21 protein-coding genes and 1 pseudogene are annotated in these 21,297 nt (G+C 57.7%); 14 read left to right on the top strand and 8 right to left on the bottom strand.

Translation table 11 applies throughout. The annotated features are described in order from the left end of the window. Nucleotides 1-168 precede the first annotated feature (168 nt). The 4 genes from carB to IQ265_RS22530 all read left to right on the top strand — a co-directional run bounded on the left by carB (nt 169) and on the right by IQ265_RS22530 (nt 4,745). Nucleotides 169-3,471 (top strand): carbamoyl-phosphate synthase large subunit, encoded by a 3,303-nt coding sequence (carB, locus tag IQ265_RS22540; RefSeq protein ID WP_194057787.1) that lies wholly within the window; start codon nt 169-171, stop codon nt 3,469-3,471. Nucleotides 3,472-3,557: 86 nt separating this feature from the next. Then, nucleotides 3,558-3,986 (top strand): hypothetical protein, encoded by a 429-nt coding sequence (locus IQ265_RS22535; RefSeq protein ID WP_194057778.1) that lies wholly within the window; start codon nt 3,558-3,560, stop codon nt 3,984-3,986. Between the two features lie 106 nt (nt 3,987-4,092). Then, nucleotides 4,093-4,419, top strand: a complete 327-nt coding sequence (locus IQ265_RS30180; protein WP_347405004.1) for a DUF6883 domain-containing protein — start codon at nt 4,093-4,095, stop codon at nt 4,417-4,419. Next, nucleotides 4,419-4,745 (top strand): DUF4926 domain-containing protein, encoded by a 327-nt coding sequence (locus IQ265_RS22530; RefSeq protein WP_194057776.1) that lies wholly within the window; start codon nt 4,419-4,421, stop codon nt 4,743-4,745. Before IQ265_RS30180 ends, IQ265_RS22530 begins: the two co-directional genes overlap by 1 nt. A 129-nt stretch (nt 4,746-4,874) precedes the next feature. Here IQ265_RS22530 and IQ265_RS22525 read toward each other — a convergent pair whose 3' ends face one another. After that, nucleotides 4,875-5,114 (bottom strand): hypothetical protein, encoded by a 240-nt coding sequence (locus IQ265_RS22525; protein ID WP_194057774.1) that lies wholly within the window; start codon nt 5,112-5,114, stop codon nt 4,875-4,877. Nucleotides 5,115-5,442: 328 nt separating this feature from the next. Between IQ265_RS22525 and IQ265_RS22520 the strand changes: the two genes are divergently transcribed. The 5 genes from IQ265_RS22520 to IQ265_RS22500 all read left to right on the top strand — a co-directional run bounded on the left by IQ265_RS22520 (nt 5,443) and on the right by IQ265_RS22500 (nt 8,868). Continuing rightward, nucleotides 5,443-6,174 (top strand): hypothetical protein, encoded by a 732-nt coding sequence (locus tag IQ265_RS22520; protein WP_194057772.1) that lies wholly within the window; start codon nt 5,443-5,445, stop codon nt 6,172-6,174. 234 nt (nt 6,175-6,408) lie between these two features. Then, nucleotides 6,409-6,624 (top strand): hypothetical protein, encoded by a 216-nt coding sequence (locus tag IQ265_RS22515; protein ID WP_194057770.1) that lies wholly within the window; start codon nt 6,409-6,411, stop codon nt 6,622-6,624. 19 nt (nt 6,625-6,643) lie between these two features. Continuing rightward, on the top strand, nt 6,644-6,997 hold the full coding sequence (locus IQ265_RS22510; protein WP_194057768.1) for a cupin domain-containing protein: 354 nt from the start codon (nt 6,644-6,646) through the stop codon (nt 6,995-6,997). A 166-nt stretch (nt 6,998-7,163) separates the two neighbouring features. After that, on the top strand, nt 7,164-7,415 hold the full coding sequence (locus tag IQ265_RS22505) for a hypothetical protein (RefSeq protein WP_194057766.1): 252 nt from the start codon (nt 7,164-7,166) through the stop codon (nt 7,413-7,415). Between the two features lie 106 nt (nt 7,416-7,521). Next, nucleotides 7,522-8,868, top strand: a complete 1,347-nt coding sequence (locus tag IQ265_RS22500; RefSeq protein ID WP_194057764.1) for a hypothetical protein — start codon at nt 7,522-7,524, stop codon at nt 8,866-8,868. A 271-nt stretch (nt 8,869-9,139) separates the two neighbouring features. On the opposite strand, the gene IQ265_RS22495 is transcribed toward IQ265_RS22500, so the two are convergent. The 3 genes from IQ265_RS22495 to IQ265_RS22485 form a co-directional block, all read right to left on the bottom strand. Continuing rightward, on the bottom strand, nt 9,140-9,412 hold the full coding sequence (locus tag IQ265_RS22495) for an acylphosphatase (protein WP_194057762.1): 273 nt from the start codon (nt 9,410-9,412) through the stop codon (nt 9,140-9,142). 69 nt (nt 9,413-9,481) lie between these two features. Beyond that, nucleotides 9,482-10,438 carry a peptide chain release factor N(5)-glutamine methyltransferase gene (gene prmC / locus IQ265_RS22490; protein ID WP_194057760.1) on the bottom strand — a complete coding sequence of 319 codons (957 nt, stop codon included), beginning with the start codon at nt 10,436-10,438 and terminating at the stop codon, nt 9,482-9,484. 322 nt (nt 10,439-10,760) lie between these two features. Continuing rightward, complete coding sequence (locus IQ265_RS22485) at nt 10,761-12,422, bottom strand: D-Ala-D-Ala carboxypeptidase family metallohydrolase (protein WP_194057758.1); 1,662 nt, start codon at nt 12,420-12,422, stop codon at nt 10,761-10,763. Between the two features lie 139 nt (nt 12,423-12,561). On the opposite strand from IQ265_RS22485, the gene IQ265_RS22480 reads away from it, so the two are divergent. The 5 genes and pseudogenes from IQ265_RS22480 to purU all read left to right on the top strand — a co-directional run bounded on the left by IQ265_RS22480 (nt 12,562) and on the right by purU (nt 18,976). Then, nucleotides 12,562-13,335: an HAD family hydrolase gene (locus IQ265_RS22480; RefSeq protein ID WP_194057756.1), complete on the top strand. Its 774-nt coding sequence runs from the start codon at nt 12,562-12,564 to the stop codon at nt 13,333-13,335. Nucleotides 13,336-13,986: 651 nt separating this feature from the next. Then, nucleotides 13,987-15,600, top strand: a pseudogene (gene pntA, locus IQ265_RS22475) (Re/Si-specific NAD(P)(+) transhydrogenase subunit alpha). A gap of 84 nt (nt 15,601-15,684) precedes the next feature. Next, nucleotides 15,685-17,106 carry an NAD(P)(+) transhydrogenase (Re/Si-specific) subunit beta gene (locus tag IQ265_RS22470; RefSeq protein ID WP_194057754.1) on the top strand — a complete coding sequence of 474 codons (1,422 nt, stop codon included), beginning with the start codon at nt 15,685-15,687 and terminating at the stop codon, nt 17,104-17,106. Between the two features lie 205 nt (nt 17,107-17,311). Continuing rightward, nucleotides 17,312-18,070, top strand: a complete 759-nt coding sequence (locus tag IQ265_RS22465; protein ID WP_194057752.1) for a hypothetical protein — start codon at nt 17,312-17,314, stop codon at nt 18,068-18,070. A gap of 51 nt (nt 18,071-18,121) precedes the next feature. After that, nucleotides 18,122-18,976: a formyltetrahydrofolate deformylase gene (gene purU / locus IQ265_RS22460; RefSeq protein WP_194057750.1), complete on the top strand. Its 855-nt coding sequence runs from the start codon at nt 18,122-18,124 to the stop codon at nt 18,974-18,976. A 33-nt stretch (nt 18,977-19,009) separates the two neighbouring features. Here the strand turns inward: purU and IQ265_RS22455 are convergent, their stop codons facing one another. From IQ265_RS22455 to IQ265_RS22440, 4 genes are all read right to left on the bottom strand, one after another. Further along, nucleotides 19,010-19,354, bottom strand: a complete 345-nt coding sequence (locus tag IQ265_RS22455; protein WP_194057748.1) for a hypothetical protein — start codon at nt 19,352-19,354, stop codon at nt 19,010-19,012. A gap of 42 nt (nt 19,355-19,396) precedes the next feature. Further along, entirely contained in the window at nt 19,397-20,338 is a 942-nt protein-coding gene (locus IQ265_RS22450; RefSeq protein ID WP_194057746.1) for a glycosyltransferase family 2 protein, read from the bottom strand. 104 nt (nt 20,339-20,442) lie between these two features. After that, the gene (locus IQ265_RS22445) at nt 20,443-20,832 is read right to left on the bottom strand and encodes a HEPN domain-containing protein (RefSeq protein ID WP_194057744.1); all 390 of its coding nucleotides are present in this window, start codon (nt 20,830-20,832) and stop codon (nt 20,443-20,445) included. After that, on the bottom strand, nt 20,807-21,139 hold the full coding sequence (locus tag IQ265_RS22440; RefSeq protein WP_194057742.1) for a nucleotidyltransferase domain-containing protein: 333 nt from the start codon (nt 21,137-21,139) through the stop codon (nt 20,807-20,809). Before IQ265_RS22440 ends, IQ265_RS22445 begins: the two co-directional genes overlap by 26 nt. Between the last annotated feature and the right edge of the window lie 158 nt (nt 21,140-21,297).

Below are 21,297 nucleotides of genomic sequence, written 5' to 3'. Positions count from 1 at the left end.
CTCATCCTGGGTGCGGGAGTTTGGCTTAAATTCACTAAACGCTGACATTGGCTCACAGACCTGGGGAATCCCGCCAAGAATCGCGTCGGAATGCCGCAACCTAAGCAAACGAATCTGGCAATTAGCCCTTAGAATGATTTGGATTTTTCATACGCACCTGTGCAGCCTATGCCCCGCCGTGATGACATCAAAAAGATTCTGCTGATCGGCTCTGGCCCGATTGTCATTGGTCAGGCCTGCGAGTTTGACTACTCGGGCACCCAGGCCTGCAAAGCGCTGCGGGAAGAGGGCTACGAGGTGGTGCTGATCAACTCCAACCCGGCCACCATCATGACCGACCCGGAGACCGCCGATCGCACCTACATTGAGCCGCTGACCCCCGAAATTGTGGAGCGGGTGATCGAGCGGGAGCGCCCCGACGTCATGCTGCCCACCATGGGCGGCCAGACGGCGCTGAACCTGGCGGTGACCCTGGCCAAAACTGGGGTGCTCGAGCGCTACGGCGTCGAGCTGATTGGGGCCAAGCTCGAAGCGATTGAAATGGCGGAAGATCGCAAGCTATTTAAAGAAGCGATGGCGCGCATCAATGTGCCCGTATGCCCCTCGGGCCTAGCCGAAACTATGGATGAGGCGCGGCAGATTGCTAAACAGATCGGCACTTTCCCTCTGATTATTCGGCCCGCCTACACCATGGGCGGTACCGGCGGCGGCATCGCCTACAACCAGGAGGAGTTTGAAACGATCGCGCGATCGGGCCTCGACGCCAGCCCGGTATCGCAAATTCTAGTCGAGCAGTCGCTGCTGGGCTGGAAGGAGTACGAGCTAGAGGTGATGCGCGACCTGGCCGATAACGTGGTAATTATCTGCTCGATCGAAAACCTCGATCCGATGGGCGTACACACGGGCGACTCGATTACGGTGGCCCCCGCCCAGACCCTCACCGACAAAGAGTATCAGCGCCTGCGCGATGCCTCGATCAAGATCATCCGCGAGATTGGCGTGGAAACTGGCGGCTCGAACATTCAGTTTGCGGTCAACCCCGACAATGGCGACTTCATTGTGATTGAGATGAACCCCCGCGTGTCGCGCAGCTCGGCCCTGGCGTCAAAGGCCACAGGCTTTCCGATCGCCAAGTTTGCGGCCAAGCTGGCGGTGGGCTACACCCTCAACGAAATTTCTAACGACATTACCAAAAAAACCCCGGCTAGCTTTGAGCCCACCATCGACTACGTGGTGACCAAAATTCCTCGCTTTGCCTTTGAAAAATTCCCCGGCACCTCCTCGACGCTGACCACGCAGATGAAGTCGGTGGGCGAGGCGATGGCGATCGGGCGCACCTTTCAGGAGTCGTTTCAGAAGGCGCTGCGATCGCTCGAAACTGGCCGGGCGGGCTGGGGCTGCGATCGGGCCGAAAAGCTGCCCAGCCTGAACGAAATTCGCCCCAAGCTCCGCACCCCCAACCCCGAGCGCATCTTTGACCTACGCCACGCCATGCAGCTGGGCCTTACCGTCAACGACATCTTTGACCTCACCGCCATCGACCCCTGGTTTCTCAACCAGCTCTACGGCCTGTTGCAGACCGAAAAGTTTCTCAAGCGCACCAAGCTGAGCGAGCTGAGCTACGAGCAGATGCGGGCAGTCAAGCGCCAGGGCTTTAGCGATCGCCAAATTGCCTATGCCACCCAAACCCACGAAGACACCGTGCGCCAGTACCGCAAAGAGCTGGGCGTGATTCCGGTGTACAAAACCGTCGATACCTGCGCCGCCGAGTTTGAGGCCTTTACCCCCTACTACTACTCCACCTACGAAGACGAAACCGAGGTGCTGCCCAGCGATCGCCCCAAGGTGATGATTTTAGGCGGTGGCCCCAACCGCATCGGCCAGGGCATTGAGTTTGACTACTGCTGCTGCCACGCCTCCTTTGCCCTGCGGGACGACGGCTACGAGACCATCATGGTCAACTCCAACCCTGAAACGGTCTCGACCGACTACGACACCAGCGATCGCCTCTACTTTGAGCCGCTGACCAAAGAAGACGTGCTCAACATCATCGAAGCCGAAAACCCCGTCGGCATCATCATCCAGTTCGGCGGCCAAACCCCGCTCAAGCTGGCCGTGCCCCTCCAACAATACCTGTCCAATCTAGAATCCTCCGCCAGGGCAGACGGTTGTCTGCCCCTACCCACCGACCCATCCACCCATCCACYCATCCACCCATCCACCCAAATTTGGGGCACCTCCCCCGACTCCATCGACACCGCCGAAGACCGGGAGCGCTTTGAGGCCATTCTGCGTGAGCTAGATATCAAGCAGCCCCCCAACGGTATGGCCCGCAGCTACAACGATGCCCTGAAGGTGGCCCAGCAGATCGACTATCCCGTGGTGGTGCGCCCCAGCTACGTGCTGGGCGGTCGCGCCATGGAAATCGTCTATTCCGACGCCGACCTGGAGCGCTACATGACCTACGCGGTGCTGGTCGAGCCCGACCACCCGATCCTGATCGACAAGTTTTTGGAGAACGCGATCGAGGTGGATGTGGATGCGATCGCCGACCACTCTGGCCAGGTCGTAATCGGCGGCATTATGGAGCACATCGAGCAGGCGGGCATTCACTCCGGCGACTCGGCCTGCTCGCTGCCCACCATCACCCTACCCCCCGCCGCCCTCGTCACTATCCGCGACTGGACAATAAAGCTAGCCAAGCGCCTCAACGTCATCGGCCTGATGAATATTCAGTTTGCCGTCAAGGGCGACCAGGTCTACATCATCGAGGCCAACCCCCGCGCCTCGCGCACGGTACCTTTTGTATCGAAGGCGATCGGCCATCCTTTAGCCAAGCTGGCGGTGCGGGTGATGTCAGGCAAAACCCTGGCCGAACTGGGCTTCACCGAAGAGGTGCTGCCCCAGCACATTGCGGTTAAAGAAGCGGTGCTGCCCTTCGACAAGTTTGCCGGTACCGACGCCCTGCTCGGCCCTGAGATGCGCTCCACCGGAGAAGTCATGGGCATCGACGCCGACTTTGGCAAAGCCTTCGCCAAAGCTGTGCTGGGGGCCAACCAAAAGCTGCCGCTCAAAGGCACCGTGTTCATCTCCATGAACGATCGCGACAAGGCTGCCGTCATCCCCGTCGCCAAAGATTTTGCCAAGATGGGCTTTAAGGTCATCGCCACCTCCGGCACCCGCGCCGCCCTTATGGACGAAGGGCTCACCGTCGATCTCATTCTCAAGGTGCACGAGGGCCGCCCCAACGTCGAAGATGCGATCAAAAACAACGACATTCAGCTAATCATCAACACCCCAGCGGGCAGCACCGCTCAGGAAGACGATCGCTCGATTCGCCGCACGGCGCTGGCCTACAAGGTGCCGATTATCACCACGATTGCGGGGGCGAAGGCGACCACCGCTGCGATCGGTTCCCTGCAACAAAATCCCCTCCAAGTGAAGTCACTCCAGGAGTATGTGGGAATGTAAGTTGGTGATACAGCAGGCTCGGCTATAGGGGAGTCTGTGACGCGGAACCAGCATAAATAATGATGGTAGTCCTCTGTATTTCGCTGATGGCTAATGCCTTTATCTCGCTCAAACGACTGCTCTACGATGATTTAGCTTGGCGTGTTGAAATTAGTGCTAGCAATGGCTATTTTTCTGGGGTTCAAGACTTCTACACTTATCCAGAGAATTTAGATGCTCTTGGGGCCGATTTTTACAAGTTTCCGCAAAGCATACAAGATGAGGTGCGGTTTGAGTTAGGTGATCGAACTGGCAAATGGGCTTACTTCGTGCTTGTTCGGGCATTTCTGTTTGACTCGGTTGGTCATGCTGCCATTGAATTTGCTGTTGATAACAATGCAATGTCAATTGATCATGCCCAAACAAGTTTCTTTATTCGTACTGAAGTTGCTGCCATTAATAACCTTGGACAGCAACTTCGAGCATGGGTCGTTGCACCTGATAAACCGCTAACTTGGTCGCCTCACACTACCTAGCCCTTCATTACACGGGACTGTTTAGGGCGATCGGCTAGAATCGAGAGGCTACATGTACGAAAACCCACAGGGTAGAATAGGTTAATTATGGTGCCATCAACGTACAGTGTATCTCCCTCAAGACGCAGTCATTGCAAAAGAGAAGCTAACCCAGTACCTACTTGTCTTACTGCCTAAAGACGACAAGTCTAAGTTTCTCGCTCAAGCCGGGTACAGCTTAACCAATTGGCAGCAGCTCGAACAAGACATACGTACTCAAGTCTTATCTCAGCCAGCAGAGTTTCTTGAAACAACTCGTCACGGTGACAAATATTGTATTAGCACTAAACTTCGAGGCGTTAATGGTATTGAGTTGAGCATTCTAACTATTTGGATGGTGGCAAACGGAACAACTAAATTTGTGACCTTAGTACCAGATAAAGGAGAAAGCTAATGGCAAAGACATTTCCTTTATTTTCTCAAGTTGCTCTGGCCAAAGACCTACCAGAGTATCACCTTAAAAGAGGCGATATTGCCACTATAGTAGAGCATTATCCTAGCCAGGAAGGTAAAGAGGATGGCTATAGTTTAGAAGGCTTTGATGTGCCCAACGTAACTGTTGAGGTAGACGCCTCGCAAATTATCTCCCTCAGTCAACTACAGCAGGAAGAGGAAATTCTAGCCAAGTTGCGTCAACTTTCTCAGTCAAGACTGTTGCATCTTCAAGACTATATAGATTTTCTTGTGCAAAAAGAAAAGGCGGATCAAAAAAGTGCTTAAGAAGCTGCGAAGTATCGCTAGACATTACCTAAAACGACAGTTCGGCGCTTCTGTAACTATTCATTTTCACATTTTTTGCCAGAGCCCCAGAATTTTTGAAAAACTCTGGGGCTTTGGTTACTAAGCTATTTAGCCTGTTGTCACCCCTCGCCTGCGGGTCATTACGCTGAGGTATTCGCCGCTGCGGCCTGTGGGTATGGGGTCTGACCAGGCGATTTTGTCGCAGTAGCGTAGCGCCGCCATTTGGTTAATCGCCTCCATCAGCGCGGCATAGTCGCCGAGCAAAATGTGGCGCAGGGTTTCTTGGCGGTAGGTGGGCAGGGTAAACAGTGCAGGGGCCATGCCCTCTGCGTCAGATTCTTGAAACATACGGGTAACTCCGTTTTCGGTAAAGAAAACGGGGAACTATCCAGATCCCTCGTTTCGGCAATACAAGAGACCGGATCTAGAATGATGCCAGTCATCTCGACCTACCCGAGATAAGTTGGGATGATTAGGGTAAGAGCGGAGCTGCGAACTCCGCCCTTACCCGCCTAGAATCATTCCCCGCAGCATTAACCTACTAAACCTGCGCTAAAAGTTCAACCGTACTGACGTTTTTGTGCTCAGGCTGGCCTTTTTCAACTTACTTTGCCAGTGAGGATGACAATAGGGCATAGGCTGAGCCACCCTTGGGTTAGCTCACGCCCTATTGACGATGCACAGCTCCAAAAGTCGTAATTCTGGCTCATCCTTCGCCCGCGCCGCGGGCGCTGTGTGTCAGCTTTTCGCCCGCCGCGATCGCCGCCGTTGGGTCTTTGCCATTTGGGGTTTGCTAACCGCTTTGGGCTGGCTGTGGTATTTGCCCTTCGTCTCGGGCCGGGGGGTTGGGTTTCACGGGCTGGCCTGGGCCTACAGTCAGCTACTGGCGATCGCGCTACTGCTGCTGCTCGTGGGGATAGTTGCGATCGCCCTGGGGGGAATGACCCTTTGCGTGCTGCTGCTCATGAGCCTCAAACCAAACTGGCGACGCAGCGCGCACCGAGGCGTCAAAAAACTGTTGGTACTGCTGCTTGTCGAGGTGCTTCTATTCGTAGCCTTGCTGCCAACTTTGTTTCTAGGCTACGCTCCTAAAGCTAGTCAGGTTGTCTCGCTCTGGCGCACGACCTATCGGGCCGTCTATGTGGCCTTTCCCATAGACGACAACCACGGCGACATTATGCTACTGAACTGCCACTGGCTGGGGCCGTGCCACCAGGTCTATCGCGGCTCTACCGACATTATTTCTGCGGGTGAGGCGGATTTGGCGTTCAATGCTAGAACCAACCAGGTAGGGCTCAGAGTGCAGGGGCAGTGGGTTTATGTGCGATCGCCCAACCGCGAGCCCTGCACCAAGTCGTTAGCGCTTGCAGCTAATGAGAGCGAGTGCCGGTTTATCCCAAGCAGTTAATGGCGATGTGGCTAAGATCTGGCGTTGTCGAATTGGCAAGCACCGAATTGATTGGGGCACTTACACGCCTGTTAGCGTTTCAATGCTAAGTGTTTCAGCCGTCATCCTATGTGCTCAGCTATTGAGCAAACACGGTAGAACCAGCGTGACGTTTCTATATGTAGAGCCGTAACGCAAACTGAGTTGCCATTTCTTGGCACTCTACAATAAGGCATACATTACCGGCTCAAACCTATGCCTATAGAAACCGTTGGCAGCCCGCCCCCCGAGGCCGATCAAGTGCGCTCTGTACTAGAGCAGCAGCTGCCAGACATTATTGCCAGCTTTAACCAGGTGCTGCGCGACCAGTACGGCGTTACGGGCGTTAGCGTGGGCGGGTTTACCGTGGTGCCCGAAAGTGCGGTAGCGTCTAAAGTCACCTGCGACCAAGACGGCTGCTCGATCGACTAGGGCACGGCATCACTGCGCTATGCCCCCTGCCTCCACCGGCAATCTATTTCAGCTGCCCGACCCGCTACCTGCGGTGGAGGTGTTTACGGCCCTGGTTGAAACGCCCCACCTGCGAATTGAGCGCATTGTCTCAACAGGGCAAACGACACCTCCCGGTGAATGGTACGACCAAAGCCAGGCTGAGTGGGTAATTCTATTACAAGGCAGCGCCACGCTCACCTACGAGGATGGCGCTGTTCTCGCTATGGAACCAGGCGACTACGTGCTGATACCGGCTCACGTTCGCCACCGGGTCGACTACACCAGCCGCGAGCCGCCCTGCGTTTGGCTAGCGGTACACGGCGACTTGATAAATCTAGCCAGCCAATATTAATCTGGCGCGATCGCTGATGCGTACAGTCCCTGCTACTGTGCGAATCGGATGCAACCCAATTCAACGGCTTCAGGGCGCGATCGCGGTAACCAGCTTTCTGTAGAAGTCCCTGGGGCTGTTCTATCTGGTTAGGATGAGAGCAGACGACTTGCCCCAGGAGGTGCCCATGGATATTGATAAAGCGATAGTCAACCCATTGAGCGCGTTTGCGACCCCGCTTGAAGTGTGCAACAACCAGGAGCTAACCCTAGAGCAGAAGGTGGAAATTCTACACCGCTGGGAGTACGACGCCCGAGAGCTTCAGGTCGCCGCTGAAGAAAATATGGCTGGCGGCGAAGATGTGTCGCTGGAGGATGTGTTGGCGGCGCTGCATCAGCTGGGGGCCAGTGCAGGGCCATCGATTCCAATCAAGCAGTAGAGGCTAGGAACGCGTCCGAGAACAGCAGTTTCAGTTTCTGTAACCATCCTGACTCCACCCGCCCCTTCCCGTAGGTTAAGGGCATAGGTCTGGAAGGAGTACGAGGATGAAACGCCCATTCAACGTCTGGTTACCTTTAGGCGCGCTCGCTGCGAGCGGGGCCTTGCCCATCGCCCTCGTCCCTACCCAGCTACAGGCGGCAGAGCTAACTGTCCCCGAGCTGTCTTCGGTGCCGCCGATTGTGCAGCGCCAGCAGTACAGCCGCGATCGCCAGGTGATCGAGCGCACCCAGGCCATGGTATACGACCCCATCGCTCGCCAACTGGCCGAGTCGTTCGATCTAAATGTGCTCAACGTCACCTGGGAAGATACTGGGCGCTTTTACGGGTCGGCGGTAGGGCCAAACATTAGCGATATGACCATTCAGGTGCAGCAGCACGACCCGGAAACGGGGCGCTATCAGCTTCACCTGATGCCGGTGATTCGCCACCCCAACTTCGAAGACATCAGCGCCGATATTCCCCTTGAGAATTTCTTTGTGCAGGTGGGCAATGAGCGGGGTGAAGACCTGCGGCGGGTGCCCCTCAACGAGCTGCTGGGCGACCTGCGCCGCTATCTGCACGAGCCCGAGTCGTGGGCCGGGCGGCGGCAGTCGCTGCTAGCCCCTCGCGATAGCCATGTCTTAGTCAGCGCCCAGGCCTGCTTTTTGCCCATTCCGCAGTCGGGTTTAGCTACCTTTAACCCGGTGCTGTTTAACTACCAGTCGCGCCCTGGCGACCCGGCGGTGCTCACGATTCTCGCCACCCGTGAGGGCACTAGCGTCACCGTGATCGACAACCAGCGCGACGGGTTTGAGGCGGGGCGCACCTGGGGCCAGCGTTTGTTCTTTAACAAAGATGGCGAACGGGCGAGCTTTACGGGCCAGCGGCTGAGCGACTTTCAAACCCAGCCGGAGGCTCCCAGCAGCTCGCGCCCAGGCGGTGAGGTGGTCGAAGACGATGCCGAGGGTTTGAATATGGTGCTGCTGATTCAGGTGCCGCTCAAGCAGCGATCGCCCATGTGGCAGTCCTTCGACATGGGTATACCCTCGGCTGCTGCCCCAACCATGGAAAGCCGCGCCCCCAGCGATGTCGAGGCCGCAGTGATTGGCCACGGCCCAGTGGAGGGGCCGTTTACCGAAATTGACAACCTCGCCATTGAGCGCGACCCCGATTACCCAATTCGGGTCACGGTGCAGTTTTACAAAGCCACCAGCAACGGTGTGGTTTCGGAGGCCGACATGGCCGAAATTCGCCAGCAGATCGATCGCGTCTATGCCGATGCCGACTACGTGGGCAGCCTGGTGGTCGATGGCCCTAGCGATCGCCCCACCGAGCACGACGGCCCCAAGCAGGAACCGCGCAACTGGTGGCAGCGCTTTTGGGAGTATCAGCGCGGCGGCGATGGCGGTTAATACCAATCGTCCATGCCGCAAGCCCGGTACCCCAACGATAAAAAAAGCTATAGCCGTTCCCTGAGCGAAGTCGATGGGCCTGAGCGAAGTCGTTGGGCCTGAGCGAAGTCGTTGGTGAAGCCGCCCCAAAGGGGCTAGGGACGGCTATTTTCAGAGAAAATCCGATTTGGAAAAACCTCGATTCAAAACAGGAATCCCGTAGGGGCGTAGCATGCTACGCCCCTACAAACTGGGTGGTTCAAACAGGATTCGGTATGAGTTGTGCAACGCTCTACCGCTCAATAGTGAAGTCATCAAAGTGAGCTGATCCGGTATGGGGGTCAACCTCTACCTTGGTAACTTGGGCACTCACCGGTCCCTGGTTTGCCCAATCTAGCAGGGAGTTTAGCTGGTCGCTGGTGCCCACAGCCACTATTTCGACAGTGCCATCGGGTTGGTTGCGCACAAACCCTTTAACGCCCAGCTGTTGGGCCGTATGGCGGGTGTGATAGCGAAATCCAACCCCCTGCACAACGCCATGCACTACCGCTCGAATCTGTTCCATTGGCCTCTGGTTTGTCGGTTCATTAGAGTATTCAACCTAATCGATGGGTGTCACCACTTCCGGCCCAATCTACTCGGGTGCGTAGGTCGCTTGCACAAAGCGATCGCGCCCGGCTAAGTCGAGCCAAATGTGAATGTCGCGGTAGCTGCCCTGCGCCTCTAGGAGGTCTCTAACGCTCTCTCCCTGGCCCGCCATCGTTTCGACCAGCCACAGCCCGCCCGCCACTAGGTAGTCGGGGGCCTGGGTAACAAGAATGCGCAACGCTGTGAGGCCGTCGTCGCCGCCATCTAGAGCAGCGGCGGGTTCATGGTTTACTACCTCCGGCTGGAGGGTGGGCAGCAGCGCTGAGGGAATGTAGGGCGGGTTTGAGACTACGGCGCTGATCTGGCCCCGATAGGCTGCCAACGGCTCAAACCAGGAGCCTTGGTAGAAGGTGATGCGTTGACCATCAGGGGTTGGGCTTTGCCCATCGCGCAGGCCCACCCTGGTCGCATTTTCAACGGCGATCGCTAAGGCTTCAGCGCTGAAATCGACGGCCAAAATGCTGGCGGCAGAAAAGGTTTGGGCCAGCCCCAGGGCGATCGCCCCGCTGCCCGTGCCCATATCGACCCAAACGCCCGTGGCTAGCTGATCTCCAATCGGGCTATTGGCGATCGCCGCCGCCGCCAGCTCAATGATCAATTCTGTCTCAGGTCTGGGGATCAGCACCGCTGGGGACACTGACAGTGTCAGGTCGCGCCAGGGGGTTTCACCCACCAAATACTGCACCGGCACCCGCTGGGTCAGCCGCTGCTGCCAGCGTCGCTCTAGCTCGGCGAGGGGGTAGCGTAGGGTAATGTGCGATCGCCCCTGCACCGTGCCCAGCTTCAGCGCCAGCCCATCGACATCGGCCACCGCCATCAGCAGCCAGTCCACTTCCCGCGCCTCAACTCCTGCAGCCTGGGCGGCTTGGCAGGCGTTTTGCCGCCAGGCCCAGAGTTCGTGCCCAGTAACTGAGGGAGCGTCTGTTATGGCTTCGTTTGTCATGGCTTCGTTTGATTGATGGGAGGCGGGGCGGGGCTTAATGGAGATTGTGGGTTCAAAGCCAGATTTGCTGCTGGGGACTTTTCGATCGCCCCCAGACCCCATCGACCAGGGACCGTCACTCCAAAGGAGTGCCAGCAAAAGCTTTGCCGCCCTGGACCCAACGGAAAGGAGTGATTGATCATCGGTTTAAACCTCTGTTCTGTTAACGGGTCGGTAATAAGCAAAGACCCTTCACCCTCACCTTCGTCACCCCCTCACCTTCCTCATCCCCCCCCATTCACTCACCTACCCGCCTACCCGCCCACCCATCCACCCATCTACCCTAATGCCTCCACCGCGCCTTCACCCCCCGCGCGTCAATATGTACCAGGGCCGGAAACTGACCGTAGCGGCCCAGCCCGCCCGGCCACCAGGGGTCGAGTGCCCAGTAGACCTGGTTACCCGTGAGGCCCACACAGTAAAAGTCGATCGCGTCGCCAACAATATGGCGGCTTTCGGATGCGCCCCCGACTCGGCGATTGATCTCCGCTGGGCGGTACCAGCTGGTGATGAGAAAAGGGCGGCCGATGCGATCGCGGGCCTGCTGGGCCAGTGCCGCAATCCGCACAATGGCGTCGACGGTGGCCTGGTTGGGGGGCATACGCGAACCACCTCGGGTGGCCTCGGCCCAGGTAAAGTTGCCGTTGGGGATAATGCTGGCATCCAGCTGCAGGTTGGTGGGTGTCCAGCGGGCGGGGCGGGGTGGAGCGGGGTGGGGCACGGGGGCGGGCATGGCCTCGGGGGCAGTGGGGGCAGCGCGCTCCAGCCGCCGCACGTCCTCAAACAGCGACTGAATGGTGGGAATGCGTCCTTCCAGCCGCCGCCAGATCTGCACCAGGCGAATCAGGGCTTCTCGCTGCTGCTCGGTTTGGGTATAGGCGGTGGGAATGCTGGCTGCGAAGTCGAGCAGAGCGCGATCTAGAGTACGGGCTGCAGCCACCAGAGCCGCCTGGTTTTCAGTATTTTGGGCCAGGTCGTCGGGGTTGATCCCCAGGCGCTGAATGGCGGTGGTACGCGAGTCGAGGCCAAACCAGCGGCGGTAGCCTTCGGTCAGGGCAAAGCGCCAGTCGCCCTGGCCGCTGTAGAGGTCTGGAATTTTTTGCACAAAGGCGATCAGGGCTGGATCAATGATCTCCAGGCTGGTTTCGGAGGCGAAGGGGTCGTTGGTGAGCAGCCACGCGATCGCCTCCTCGCGGGTATCTATTTCGCGCCACAGCTGCACCAGGCGAATCAGCGCCTCCCGCTGGTTAGGGTAGCCCGCGTAGTAGCGCACCGCCGACTGCACAAAGGCCACCAGAGCGTTGTCAAGGGCTGCTTCGTCGGGCACCTGATCGATCGCGGGCACCCCCAGGGCCTCGTAGGCGGCCTCGTCGGTGTTGAGCTGTCGCCACAGGCGCACTGCTTCCACCAGGGCCTGCCGCTGAAAATCGAGCCGTCCGTAATTGGGGGGCAGGCGCTCGGCAAAGGCCAGCAGGGCCGAGTCTAGCTTGGCCAGGTTTTGGGGCAGTTGGGCACCGCTGTAGTCAGTGCTGATGTCGTCTAGGTAGGCCTGCAGCAGAGCGGCCGGGTCGCTGGGTTCGAGCTGGGCAGCAGCCGGATCGCTGACCGCTGGCGTAAACCCCTTCGCCACTGCCTGCAAAAAGCGATCGCTGTAGCGCCCCACGCTGGCATCCCAAATGTCGGCCCCGCTCCAGCCCTGCTCAATTAGCCCGTTGGTGAGGCTGCGAATGGTGTTGGCCCCGTACTGCACCTGGGCTGCAAAGGTGTCGACCTCCGCCATCTCAATCTGGTGGACGGGGGCAATACCCAGCCCCGTTTCGCCATCGGTCAGATGAGGCTGGTTTTGCACCTCATAGAGCGCCGCCAGAATGGGCTTGTGCACCCCCGCTCGCCCGCCCTCCAAAAGATAGTAGTAGTTACGCTGATCCGGTGCTAACGTGCTCATAACAGAAAGTCAGTATTGGCTGGCAGTAGAGGCTGGCGTTCACTTTACCAGCAGGTAAATGGCGCGATCGCATGGCCCCAGGCACACAGGCTGTTCAGAGTCATCACCCTATTTACAGTAACCACAAAGTGTAGACCCGATGGGCGAAGTTCAACCATTACCCACCCGTGGGTTTTCTCAGTCCTTCAAGCTGCTGGCCACCGACATGGATGGCACCCTCACCCGCCAGGGCAAGTTTACCGCTGCCCTACTCAACGGGCTAGAGCAGCTGCAAGACCTGGGCCTCCCCGTCATGCTCGTTACCGGGCGATCGGCGGGGTGGGTCAACGGTCTGGCCCACTACCTGCCCATCACCGGGGCCATGGCCGAAAACGGCGGCGTTTACTTTCCTCTCAATGCGGCCCCAGAGCTACTGGTCGACATTCCAGACCTGGTTGCCCATCGCCAGCAGCTCAGCGAAGCCTTCACCCAGCTGCAGTGGCGCTGGCCTCAGCTGCACGAGTCTGACGACAACCGCTTTCGCCTCACCGACTGGACCTTCGACCTCCAAGCGCTGTCCGAGGACGAGCTGGAGGCCATCGCAGATTTATGCCAAACCCTGGGCTGGGGCTTTACCTACAGCACCGTGCAGTGTCATCTGTTTAAGCTGGGCCAGTCTAAGGCCGCGGGGCTGCTCCAGGTGTTGCAGCGCCACTTTGCGCCAATTTCCACAGCTGAGGTCATTACCCTGGGCGACAGCCCCAACGACGAAAGCCTGTTTGCTCCCGATCTGTTTCCCCACTCGGTGGGAGTCGCCAACGTTAAAGACTACTGGCAACATCTCACCTACCACCCGGCCTACGTATCTCAGGCCTGTGAAGTAGAAGGTTTTTTAGAACTGGTCACTCTATTGGCGGCTAACGCCCAAAATTAAGCGATTAAGGGCAGTTTTTTGGGGCAATAACTTCACAAAAAAAAACTTTATTCCCCCTTGCTGACAATTAATCGGCATGGAGCCCAAGACTCATAAAACAATCTTAAAGTTTTACCCCCGTGCTTTGACCTGCCCCTTACCATGCCAGAGAGCGCCAGCCAATTATGATGGGCCACACTACGTGAGTTTCTTGCTGTATGAGTTGCTTGTATGAGTCTCATGGAAATCGAAAAACAATCTGAATATCCAGGCCATCTATAGCCCTAGAGAGGATGGTAAGAGTCAGCAAGCTGGAGCAAACCCCAAGAAACTCACCAGAAAATCTACAGGGATTTAGCTGCAAAAGCAGACTCCGCTATGCTGCCAACTCTGGATAAGTGTTCATCAATAGAGCCAAAAGCTATTGGGGCTGGACGTTAGTTTTTTGGATAGATCACGCGTACTCTGTGGGCAATGTTAGGCAAACGGAGGGCAAAACTGGGTCATGGTTTAAGCTGGCTGTAGCACTGACCGGACAGCGCTTAGTTCTGCCCTTCAACGGTTTTCATTGGTGTTTCGATCGCGTGTTTTAAAGATTTTTTAGTCTCTGGCCAAGTCTCTATCGGCCTGTCTTTTCGTTGTTTGATGCCATTTCTTTTCTCACCACTACCTATGACCATCGCACCACCCCAAGAGAATTCTGCAGCCGCCGTGGCAGATGCCACGCCCACCGCGCTTAAAGTTGGCATTCCCAAAGAAATTTTTGCCGGCGAACAGCGAGTAGCCGCCACCCCCGACACGGCCAAAAAGCTTCAAAAGCTGGGTTTTGAGGTGCTGGTCGAACGCCAGGCCGGGGCCGGGGCCAGCTTTACCGACAGCGCCTACGAGGCCGCTGGCTGCACCCTCGTATCAGACCCTACCAGCCTGTGGGAGGCTGCCGATGTGGTGCTAAAGGTGCGATCGCCCCAGCACCATCCCCACCTCGATCGCCACGAAGCCACCCTGCTGCGGCCCGATCAAACCCTGGTCAGCTTCATCTGGCCCGCTCAAAATCCCGATCTGCTAGAGCAAATGGCGGGTCAGGGCAGCACGGTGCTGGCCATGGATTCGGTGCCGCGCATCTCCCGCGCCCAAAAGCTCGACGCCCTCAGCTCGATGGCCAACATCGGCGGTTACCGAGCGGTCATTGAGGCCGCCAGCCACTTTGGTCGCTGCTTTACCGGCCAGATTACCGCCGCGGGCAAAATGCCCCCCGCCAAGGTGATGGTGATTGGCGTTGGCGTGGCCGGGCTAGCGGCGATCGGCGCGGCCAAGAGCTTGGGAGCGATCGTCAAAGCCTTTGACACCCGCCTGGTGGTCAAAGAGCAGGTGCAGAGCCTCGGCGCAGAATTTCTAGAGCTGCACTTCGAAGAAGACGGCAGCGGCGAAGGCGGCTACGCCAAGGTAATGAGCCAGGCCTTTATCGCCGCCGAAATGGCTCTGTTTGCCCAGCAGGCCAAAGATGTCGACATCATCATCACCACGGCGCTGATCCCCGGCAAACCAGCGCCGCTGCTAATTACCCGCGAAATGGTTGAGAGCATGAAACCCGGCTCAGTGGTGGTCGACCTGGCCGCTGAGCAAGGCGGCAACTGCGAAGTCACCCAGCCCGGCGAGGTGATCGACTACAACGGCGTCACTATCATTGGCTTGACTGACCTGCCCAGCCGTATGGCCGCCCAGGCTAGCCAGCTCTACGGCAACAACCTGGTGCATCTGCTCAGCGACCTGGGCGGAGCCGAAGGGTTTTCCATTGATATGGAAGACCAGGTCATTCGCGCCACCACCGTCATCCATAACGGCCAGGTGACCTGGCCRYYRCSSAWGRYSGWGGCTCCCGCCCCAGCACCCAGCACCTCATCGGCATCCCCAGTCACCCAAGATGCCACCCCAGCCCCCAAACCCTGGTACAGCCAGCTGCTCTGGCCCGTTCTGATTGGCCTAGCCTGCGTCGCCATCGGTCTCTGGGCACCGGCCTCGTTTATGACCCACCTGACCGTCTTCGTGCTGGCCAGCTTTTTGGGCTGGAAGGTGATTTGGGACGTGTCGCCCAGCCTCCACACGCCCCTGATGAGCGTCACCAACGCCATTAGCGGCATTATCATCATCGGCGGCATGCTCCAGATCTCAAGCAATATCACCTCACCGATGACGATCCTGGGCGCGATCGCCCTCTTCCTCGGCACCGTCAACATCGCGGGCGGCTTCATGGTGTCCCAGCGGATGCTGAATATGTTCCATAAGTAATTTTTGAACTTTGAATTTTGCCTTTTGAACTTTGAATTCAAAAGGCAAAATTCAAAACTGCCTACCCACGCATTCTCCAAGGATATGGAAAACAACCTCGTAACCACCGCTTACATCGTCGCCAGCGCCCTCTTCATTCTCAGTCTGGCGGGGCTGTCGCAGCCAGAGACCGCCAAGCGGGGCAACCTGCTGGGCATTCTCGGCATGGCGATCGCCTTTGCCGCCACCGCCGCCATCAGCCAGGGCTACCCGATTCAGATTGGCTCCATCGGTCTTGGTGTGCTAATTGGCGTACTGGCCGCCTCCCGCGTGGCAATGACCGATATGCCCGAGATGGTGGCTCTGCTCAACAGCTTTGTGGGCCTAGCCGCTGTGCTGGTGGGCTTTGCCGAATATCTCCAGCCCAGCGCCGCCCTGAGCGGGGGAGACGTAATTGTTCACCGGGTCGAGATCTATATCGGCGTGTTCATCGGCATCGTTACCTTTACCGGATCGATGATCGCGGTGGCCAAGCTGCGGGGCTGGGTGCCCAGCCGAGCGGTGCTGCTGCCCGCCCGCCACGTGCTGACATTGGGCATGTTGGGGGCGATCGCAGCCCTTGGCGTCCCCTTCCTAACCGCAATCGGCGATATGCCAATGATTGCGCTGGGGGCGATGACGGCGATCGCGGGCATCTTCGGCATTGTGATCGTAATGGCGATCGGCGGGGCCGACATGGCGGTGGTCATCTCACTGCTCAACAGCTACTCGGGTCTGGCCTCGGCGGCAGCGGGCTTTATGCTCAACAACGACCTGCTGATTATTACCGGAGCGCTGGTGGGCAGCAGCGGAGCCATTCTCAGCTACATCATGTGCAAAGGCATGAACCGCTCCTTCATTAACGTGGTACTTGGGGGCTTTGGGGAAACCGCCAGCGGCACTGTCAAATCTGCTGCCATTGAGGGCAGCGCTACCAGCACGACGACGGGCGAAGTCGTTGACCTGCTAGCCAATGCCCAGAGCGTGGTCATTGTGCCCGGTTACGGCATGGCCGTAGCCCAAGCCCAGCACGCCGTAGCCGAGATCACTCGCCTGCTGCGAGGCCAGGGCAAGCAGGTGCGATTTGGCATTCACCCCGTGGCGGGTCGCATGCCCGGCCACATGAACGTGCTCCTGGCCGAGGCCAACGTGCCCTACGACATCGTGCTCGAAATGGACGAAATCAACGACGACCTGACCGCCACCGATGTGGTGCTGGTGGTTGGAGCCAACGACACCGTCAACCCCAGCGCCAAGTACGACCCCAACAGCCCGATCGCCGGTATGCCCGTGATGGAAGTCTGGGAAGCCAGTACCGTGGTGGTGCTCAAGCGCGGCATGTCGTCGGGCTACGCCGGAGTCGAAAATCCGCTCTTCTTTAACGACAACACGCTGATGCTATTTGGCGACGCCAAAACCAACGTCAACGGCATTTTGGCCCAGCTCTCGACTACGAACGCACCCGCCCCGGCTCTCGCCGCCGCTTAGCGCCGTGCCTCCAGCCGTAGATTAATAGTTTGTAGGGTGCCAAACTGGCATCCTACGCTATCTACCCCTCAGACGATTGCTGGTCGTTTCCTGTACCAAAAGAGGCCGCTCTATTCGCCTCATTTCTATAAACTCGTCCCTCAGGTCGTAGTATGGATCAGCACATTACGATCGAGCTGGTTCTAAGCGTCGCGGTTTGAGGGCTATGAAATTTCAGCGCAGTACATTGATTCTGGTCGGAGTCGCCTTTTTGCTGGGGGCCGGGGTGCTAATTGCCGAGTCGCAGCGATCGCAGACTCCCCAAACCGCTACCCAGAGCGAATCGACCGAGCCCATCCTGGCTTTTGAAGAAGCTGATGTCGCCACCCTCACCGTCGATCGCGGTGACGAGACCCTGGTGTTTGAGCAGGACGCCGACGGCAACTGGCAGATGACCGCGCCGGACGAAGCCCTGGCCGAACCGGGGGCTGTGGCCTTCTTGCTTAGCCGCCTCAACACCGACTCACCCCTGCAAACCGTCACCATGACTGCTGACCAAGCCACCGACTTTGGCTTTAACGCCCCGGTCGGCATGGTCACCGTCACGCTCAAAGACGGCACTGAGCACGAATTCATTTTGGGCGGCCCCGACTTTAGCGGCAGTGCCAACTATGCCGTGGTCGACCCCGATCCCTGGCCTCCAGCCGAGGGACAGGAGTACTCTGTGCTCGTCGTTACCCGCGATGTAGCCAACGGCATCAACCGCCCCTTAGAGGAGTGGAAGATGCCCGTTGAGACCTCAGCCCCTGTGCCCCCCGAGGGTGACGCATCTCCAGCCCCCCCTAACGCAGAAGGCTCAGCGGCTCCAGAGACCTCTCCTGCACCAGATGCTGCGAATCCTCCAACCCCTGAAGCAGAAACCCCTGCTGCCAACGACTCGGCTGAGCCAGCACCTGCCCAAAGCGAGCCTGAAACCACTAATTGAGCACCGAGACAGATGCTACGCTAAGCCAACCGATCTGTTTTGCTGCTGATTATGGGTTCTCCCACCGCTATTTTGCTGTTCTCCTGCCCCGACCAAAAAGGGCTAGTAGCCAAAATTGCTAACTTTATCTACGCCAACGGCGGCAACATTCTCCACGCCGACCAGCACCGCGACCCCGAGGCAGGACTGTTTTTGTCGCGGCTGGAGTGGGAGCTAGATGGGTTCAACCTGCCCAGGGAGATCATCGGGCCAGCGTTTGCGGCGATCGCGCAACCCTTAGGGGCCACCTGGCAGCTCCACTTTTCTGACGCAGTGCCGCGCCTATCGATTTGGGTCAGCCATCAAGATCACTGCCTGCTCGACCTGCTGTGGCGGCACAAGGCGGGAGAGTTCAAGGCCGAAATTTCGCTAATCGTCAGCAATCATCCCCACCTCAAGCCCGTTGCCGACCAGTTTGGTATCGCCTTTGCGCACCTGCCGGTTACTAAAGACACCAAAGCCGAGCAGGAGCAAAAACAGCTCGAATTGTTGCAGCAATACAACATCGACCTGGTAGTGCTAGCCAAATACATGCAGGTACTCAGTTCAGACTTTCTAAACCAGTACGATCGCGTCATCAACATTCACCACTCGTTTTTGCCCGCCTTCATGGGCGCGAACCCTTACCAGCGAGCCTTTCAACGGGGGGTAAAAATTATCGGGGCCACTGCCCACTACGTCACCTCCGACCTTGATGAAGGCCCAATCATCGAGCAGGACGTGGTGCGCATCAGCCACCGCGACGATGTGAAGGAGCTAATTCGCAAAGGTAAAGATGTCGAGCGCATCGTGCTCGCCCGCGCCGTGCGGCTGCACCTGCAAAACCGCACCCTAGTCTACGGCAACCGCACCGTCGTATTTGCTTAATGGATGATGGTTTGCTGGCGGCATAAGCTACTATCAGCCGCTGCCCGCCGCCACCCCCGTCACCAAAGCGCTAATCGCAGGCGTAATCGCCTGCAAAACCGGCGACAAAATCACCACTGATGCTGCCGCAATCACAATGGTGGTGGCTAACCGCGTTACCTGGTCAGAGGCGTTCTGGTAGGTGTCAAACTTGAAGTTGAGCTTTTCAACATCGATTTCTACCCGGCCCAGGTCAGTCTTGACATTGCCAATATCAGTCTTGACGTTGCCGATGTCAGTCTCTACCCGGTCAAGGCGCTGATTAATTTGGCGCAGCTCTGACAAGATCTGCTGCTGAAATCCCTCTGACGAGTCACTGGCCTGCATTACCTGATCCAACGCATGGGTGTTTCTATCATACCCAGGTCTAATGCACCAAGCCTAATGCACCAAGACGGTGCGAGGAACCAGGCTATCGGCCTCCAGGGTGGAGCGCAGCTTGCGGGCCTGGGTTAGCAGTCGCCAGGCCTGGGGCGAGAGCATTCCAGGCGCGAGTAGGGATAACCCGGTGCCGACCTGGCGCTGCCGCAGGGCCACCAGCCCCCAGTGCAGGTGCAGGTATTGCTCGATGGCGGCTAGGGTCGGAATGCGATCGCGGTATCCCTCGCTCACCCGGCCATAAATGCGCTCCTTGATGGTCAAATTCAGCGCCATACGATGGCTGAGCGACATCTTCTGCTCATAACCGCCGGCCCAGATGGTGCGGTAGGCCAAGCATTCGTTGAGGAACAGCGCATCGCCAAAGTCGGCCAATTTTACCCAGGCGTCGATGTCGTCGTAGTTGGTGGTCATGGTGGTATCCCAGCCGCCTGCCTGCAAAAAGGCATCACGGCGAGCCGCGACCTGGGCGGGGGTACCAAAGGGCACCTGATCCATCAGCATGCCGTAGTGGATAGCGCTCTGGGGAATGTAGAAAACTTGGCCAGGGCCGGTGGCCGGGGTGCGGCGAATTTCAGCACCGTGCTCATCAACTTGAATGGCTTGGCAGGAGCAGAGCACGGCCCGAGGATGCTGAGCGATCGCAGCCGTCATTTTCTCAATACAGTTGGGGGCTAGATAGTCGTCATCATCGAGAAACTTGACCCACTCGCCGCTAGCGACAGCCACGCCGTTGTTCACCGTAGCAGCGTGGTTGAGGTTCTGGGCATTGCGGTGGTAAACGACGCGATCGCCCAAACTGCGCACATACGCCTCGGTGCCATCGGTAGAGGCATCGTCAGCGACAACGACTTCGCAGGGCACGGTTTGGTTGAGGCCGCAGGCGATCGCCCGCTTCAGCAGCTCCAGCCGATTGTAGGTGGTAATCACCAGACTAAATTTCATTGCCCCATGCTCCTTATCTAGCGCATCCCACGGATATAGCTAAGGTTTCCCCGATGCTCAGTAGGTTGCTCAGACGCAGCATGAACCCAAGCGCTTCGGACACTTTATATTCGTTGGATAACGAAAGTCCGAATTTCTTTGGCACAGTTGACAGCTTTTTGGGCTTCTTGAAAAGTAGGCTCGTCAAGATCGTCATCTGGATATCGCACGCCTGTAGCGTAATCTTGTAGTTCTGAAGCGATATCAATTATTTCCGAGAACTCAGGTTCTCGCTCTACACAAAGGCGAGTCAGGTAAGCTAGCTCATGCACAAACTTAAATTGGACTCTGTGGGCCACAAGATAGCCCTTTAGATATTTCTCAGCACATTGCTGGGCGTGGTAGCAGACAATATCTAGTAGAGGGTTAGCTGCGTTGAGGAGTAACTCAGCGGCTTGCAAATCGGCTTCTGCTTTGGCAAGCCAGGCTTCAGGCAGGCTGCTTTTGGCGGTCATAGAGCACAATCCCTTCGTTGAGCACCTGATGGGCAAAGCTGCCAGGCACCTGTTCCCAATCTTTGAGTGTCTGGGCTGAGCGAACGACAACATCTATGGGTTCGGCGTAGCTTTGGGCTAGCATTTTGACAATGGGCGCACTGCGCTGACCCCGTGGGGGCAGGGTTTCTAAAACAACGAGGAGATCTAAATCGCTGTGGTTGTGGGCTTCGCCACGGGCATAGCTGCCAAAGAGAATGATTTTCTCTGGGTGAAAGCGATCGGCGATACGATCGGCAATTTGCTGAATGGTATTTTGGGTGAGCATATCAGTATGATATCCACTGATTGCAGCTACGGTAGCGATTATCTTGATTGTCAAGCTCACCCTGCTATGTAGTAGCTGCCATGAGGGTGGCAGCTGGCGGCAATGAGCAAGCTGGAGCCTGCCAGAGGGTGTCATGGCTCACCATGGCATTGAGGATG

The sequence above is a fragment of the Nodosilinea sp. LEGE 06152 genome, from assembly GCF_015207525.1.
In the GTDB taxonomy this organism is placed as follows: domain Bacteria; phylum Cyanobacteriota; class Cyanobacteriia; order Phormidesmidales; family Phormidesmidaceae; genus Nodosilinea.
The sequence above is the reverse complement of the archived record's forward strand: the minus strand, read 5'-3'. Positions and strand labels throughout refer to the sequence as shown.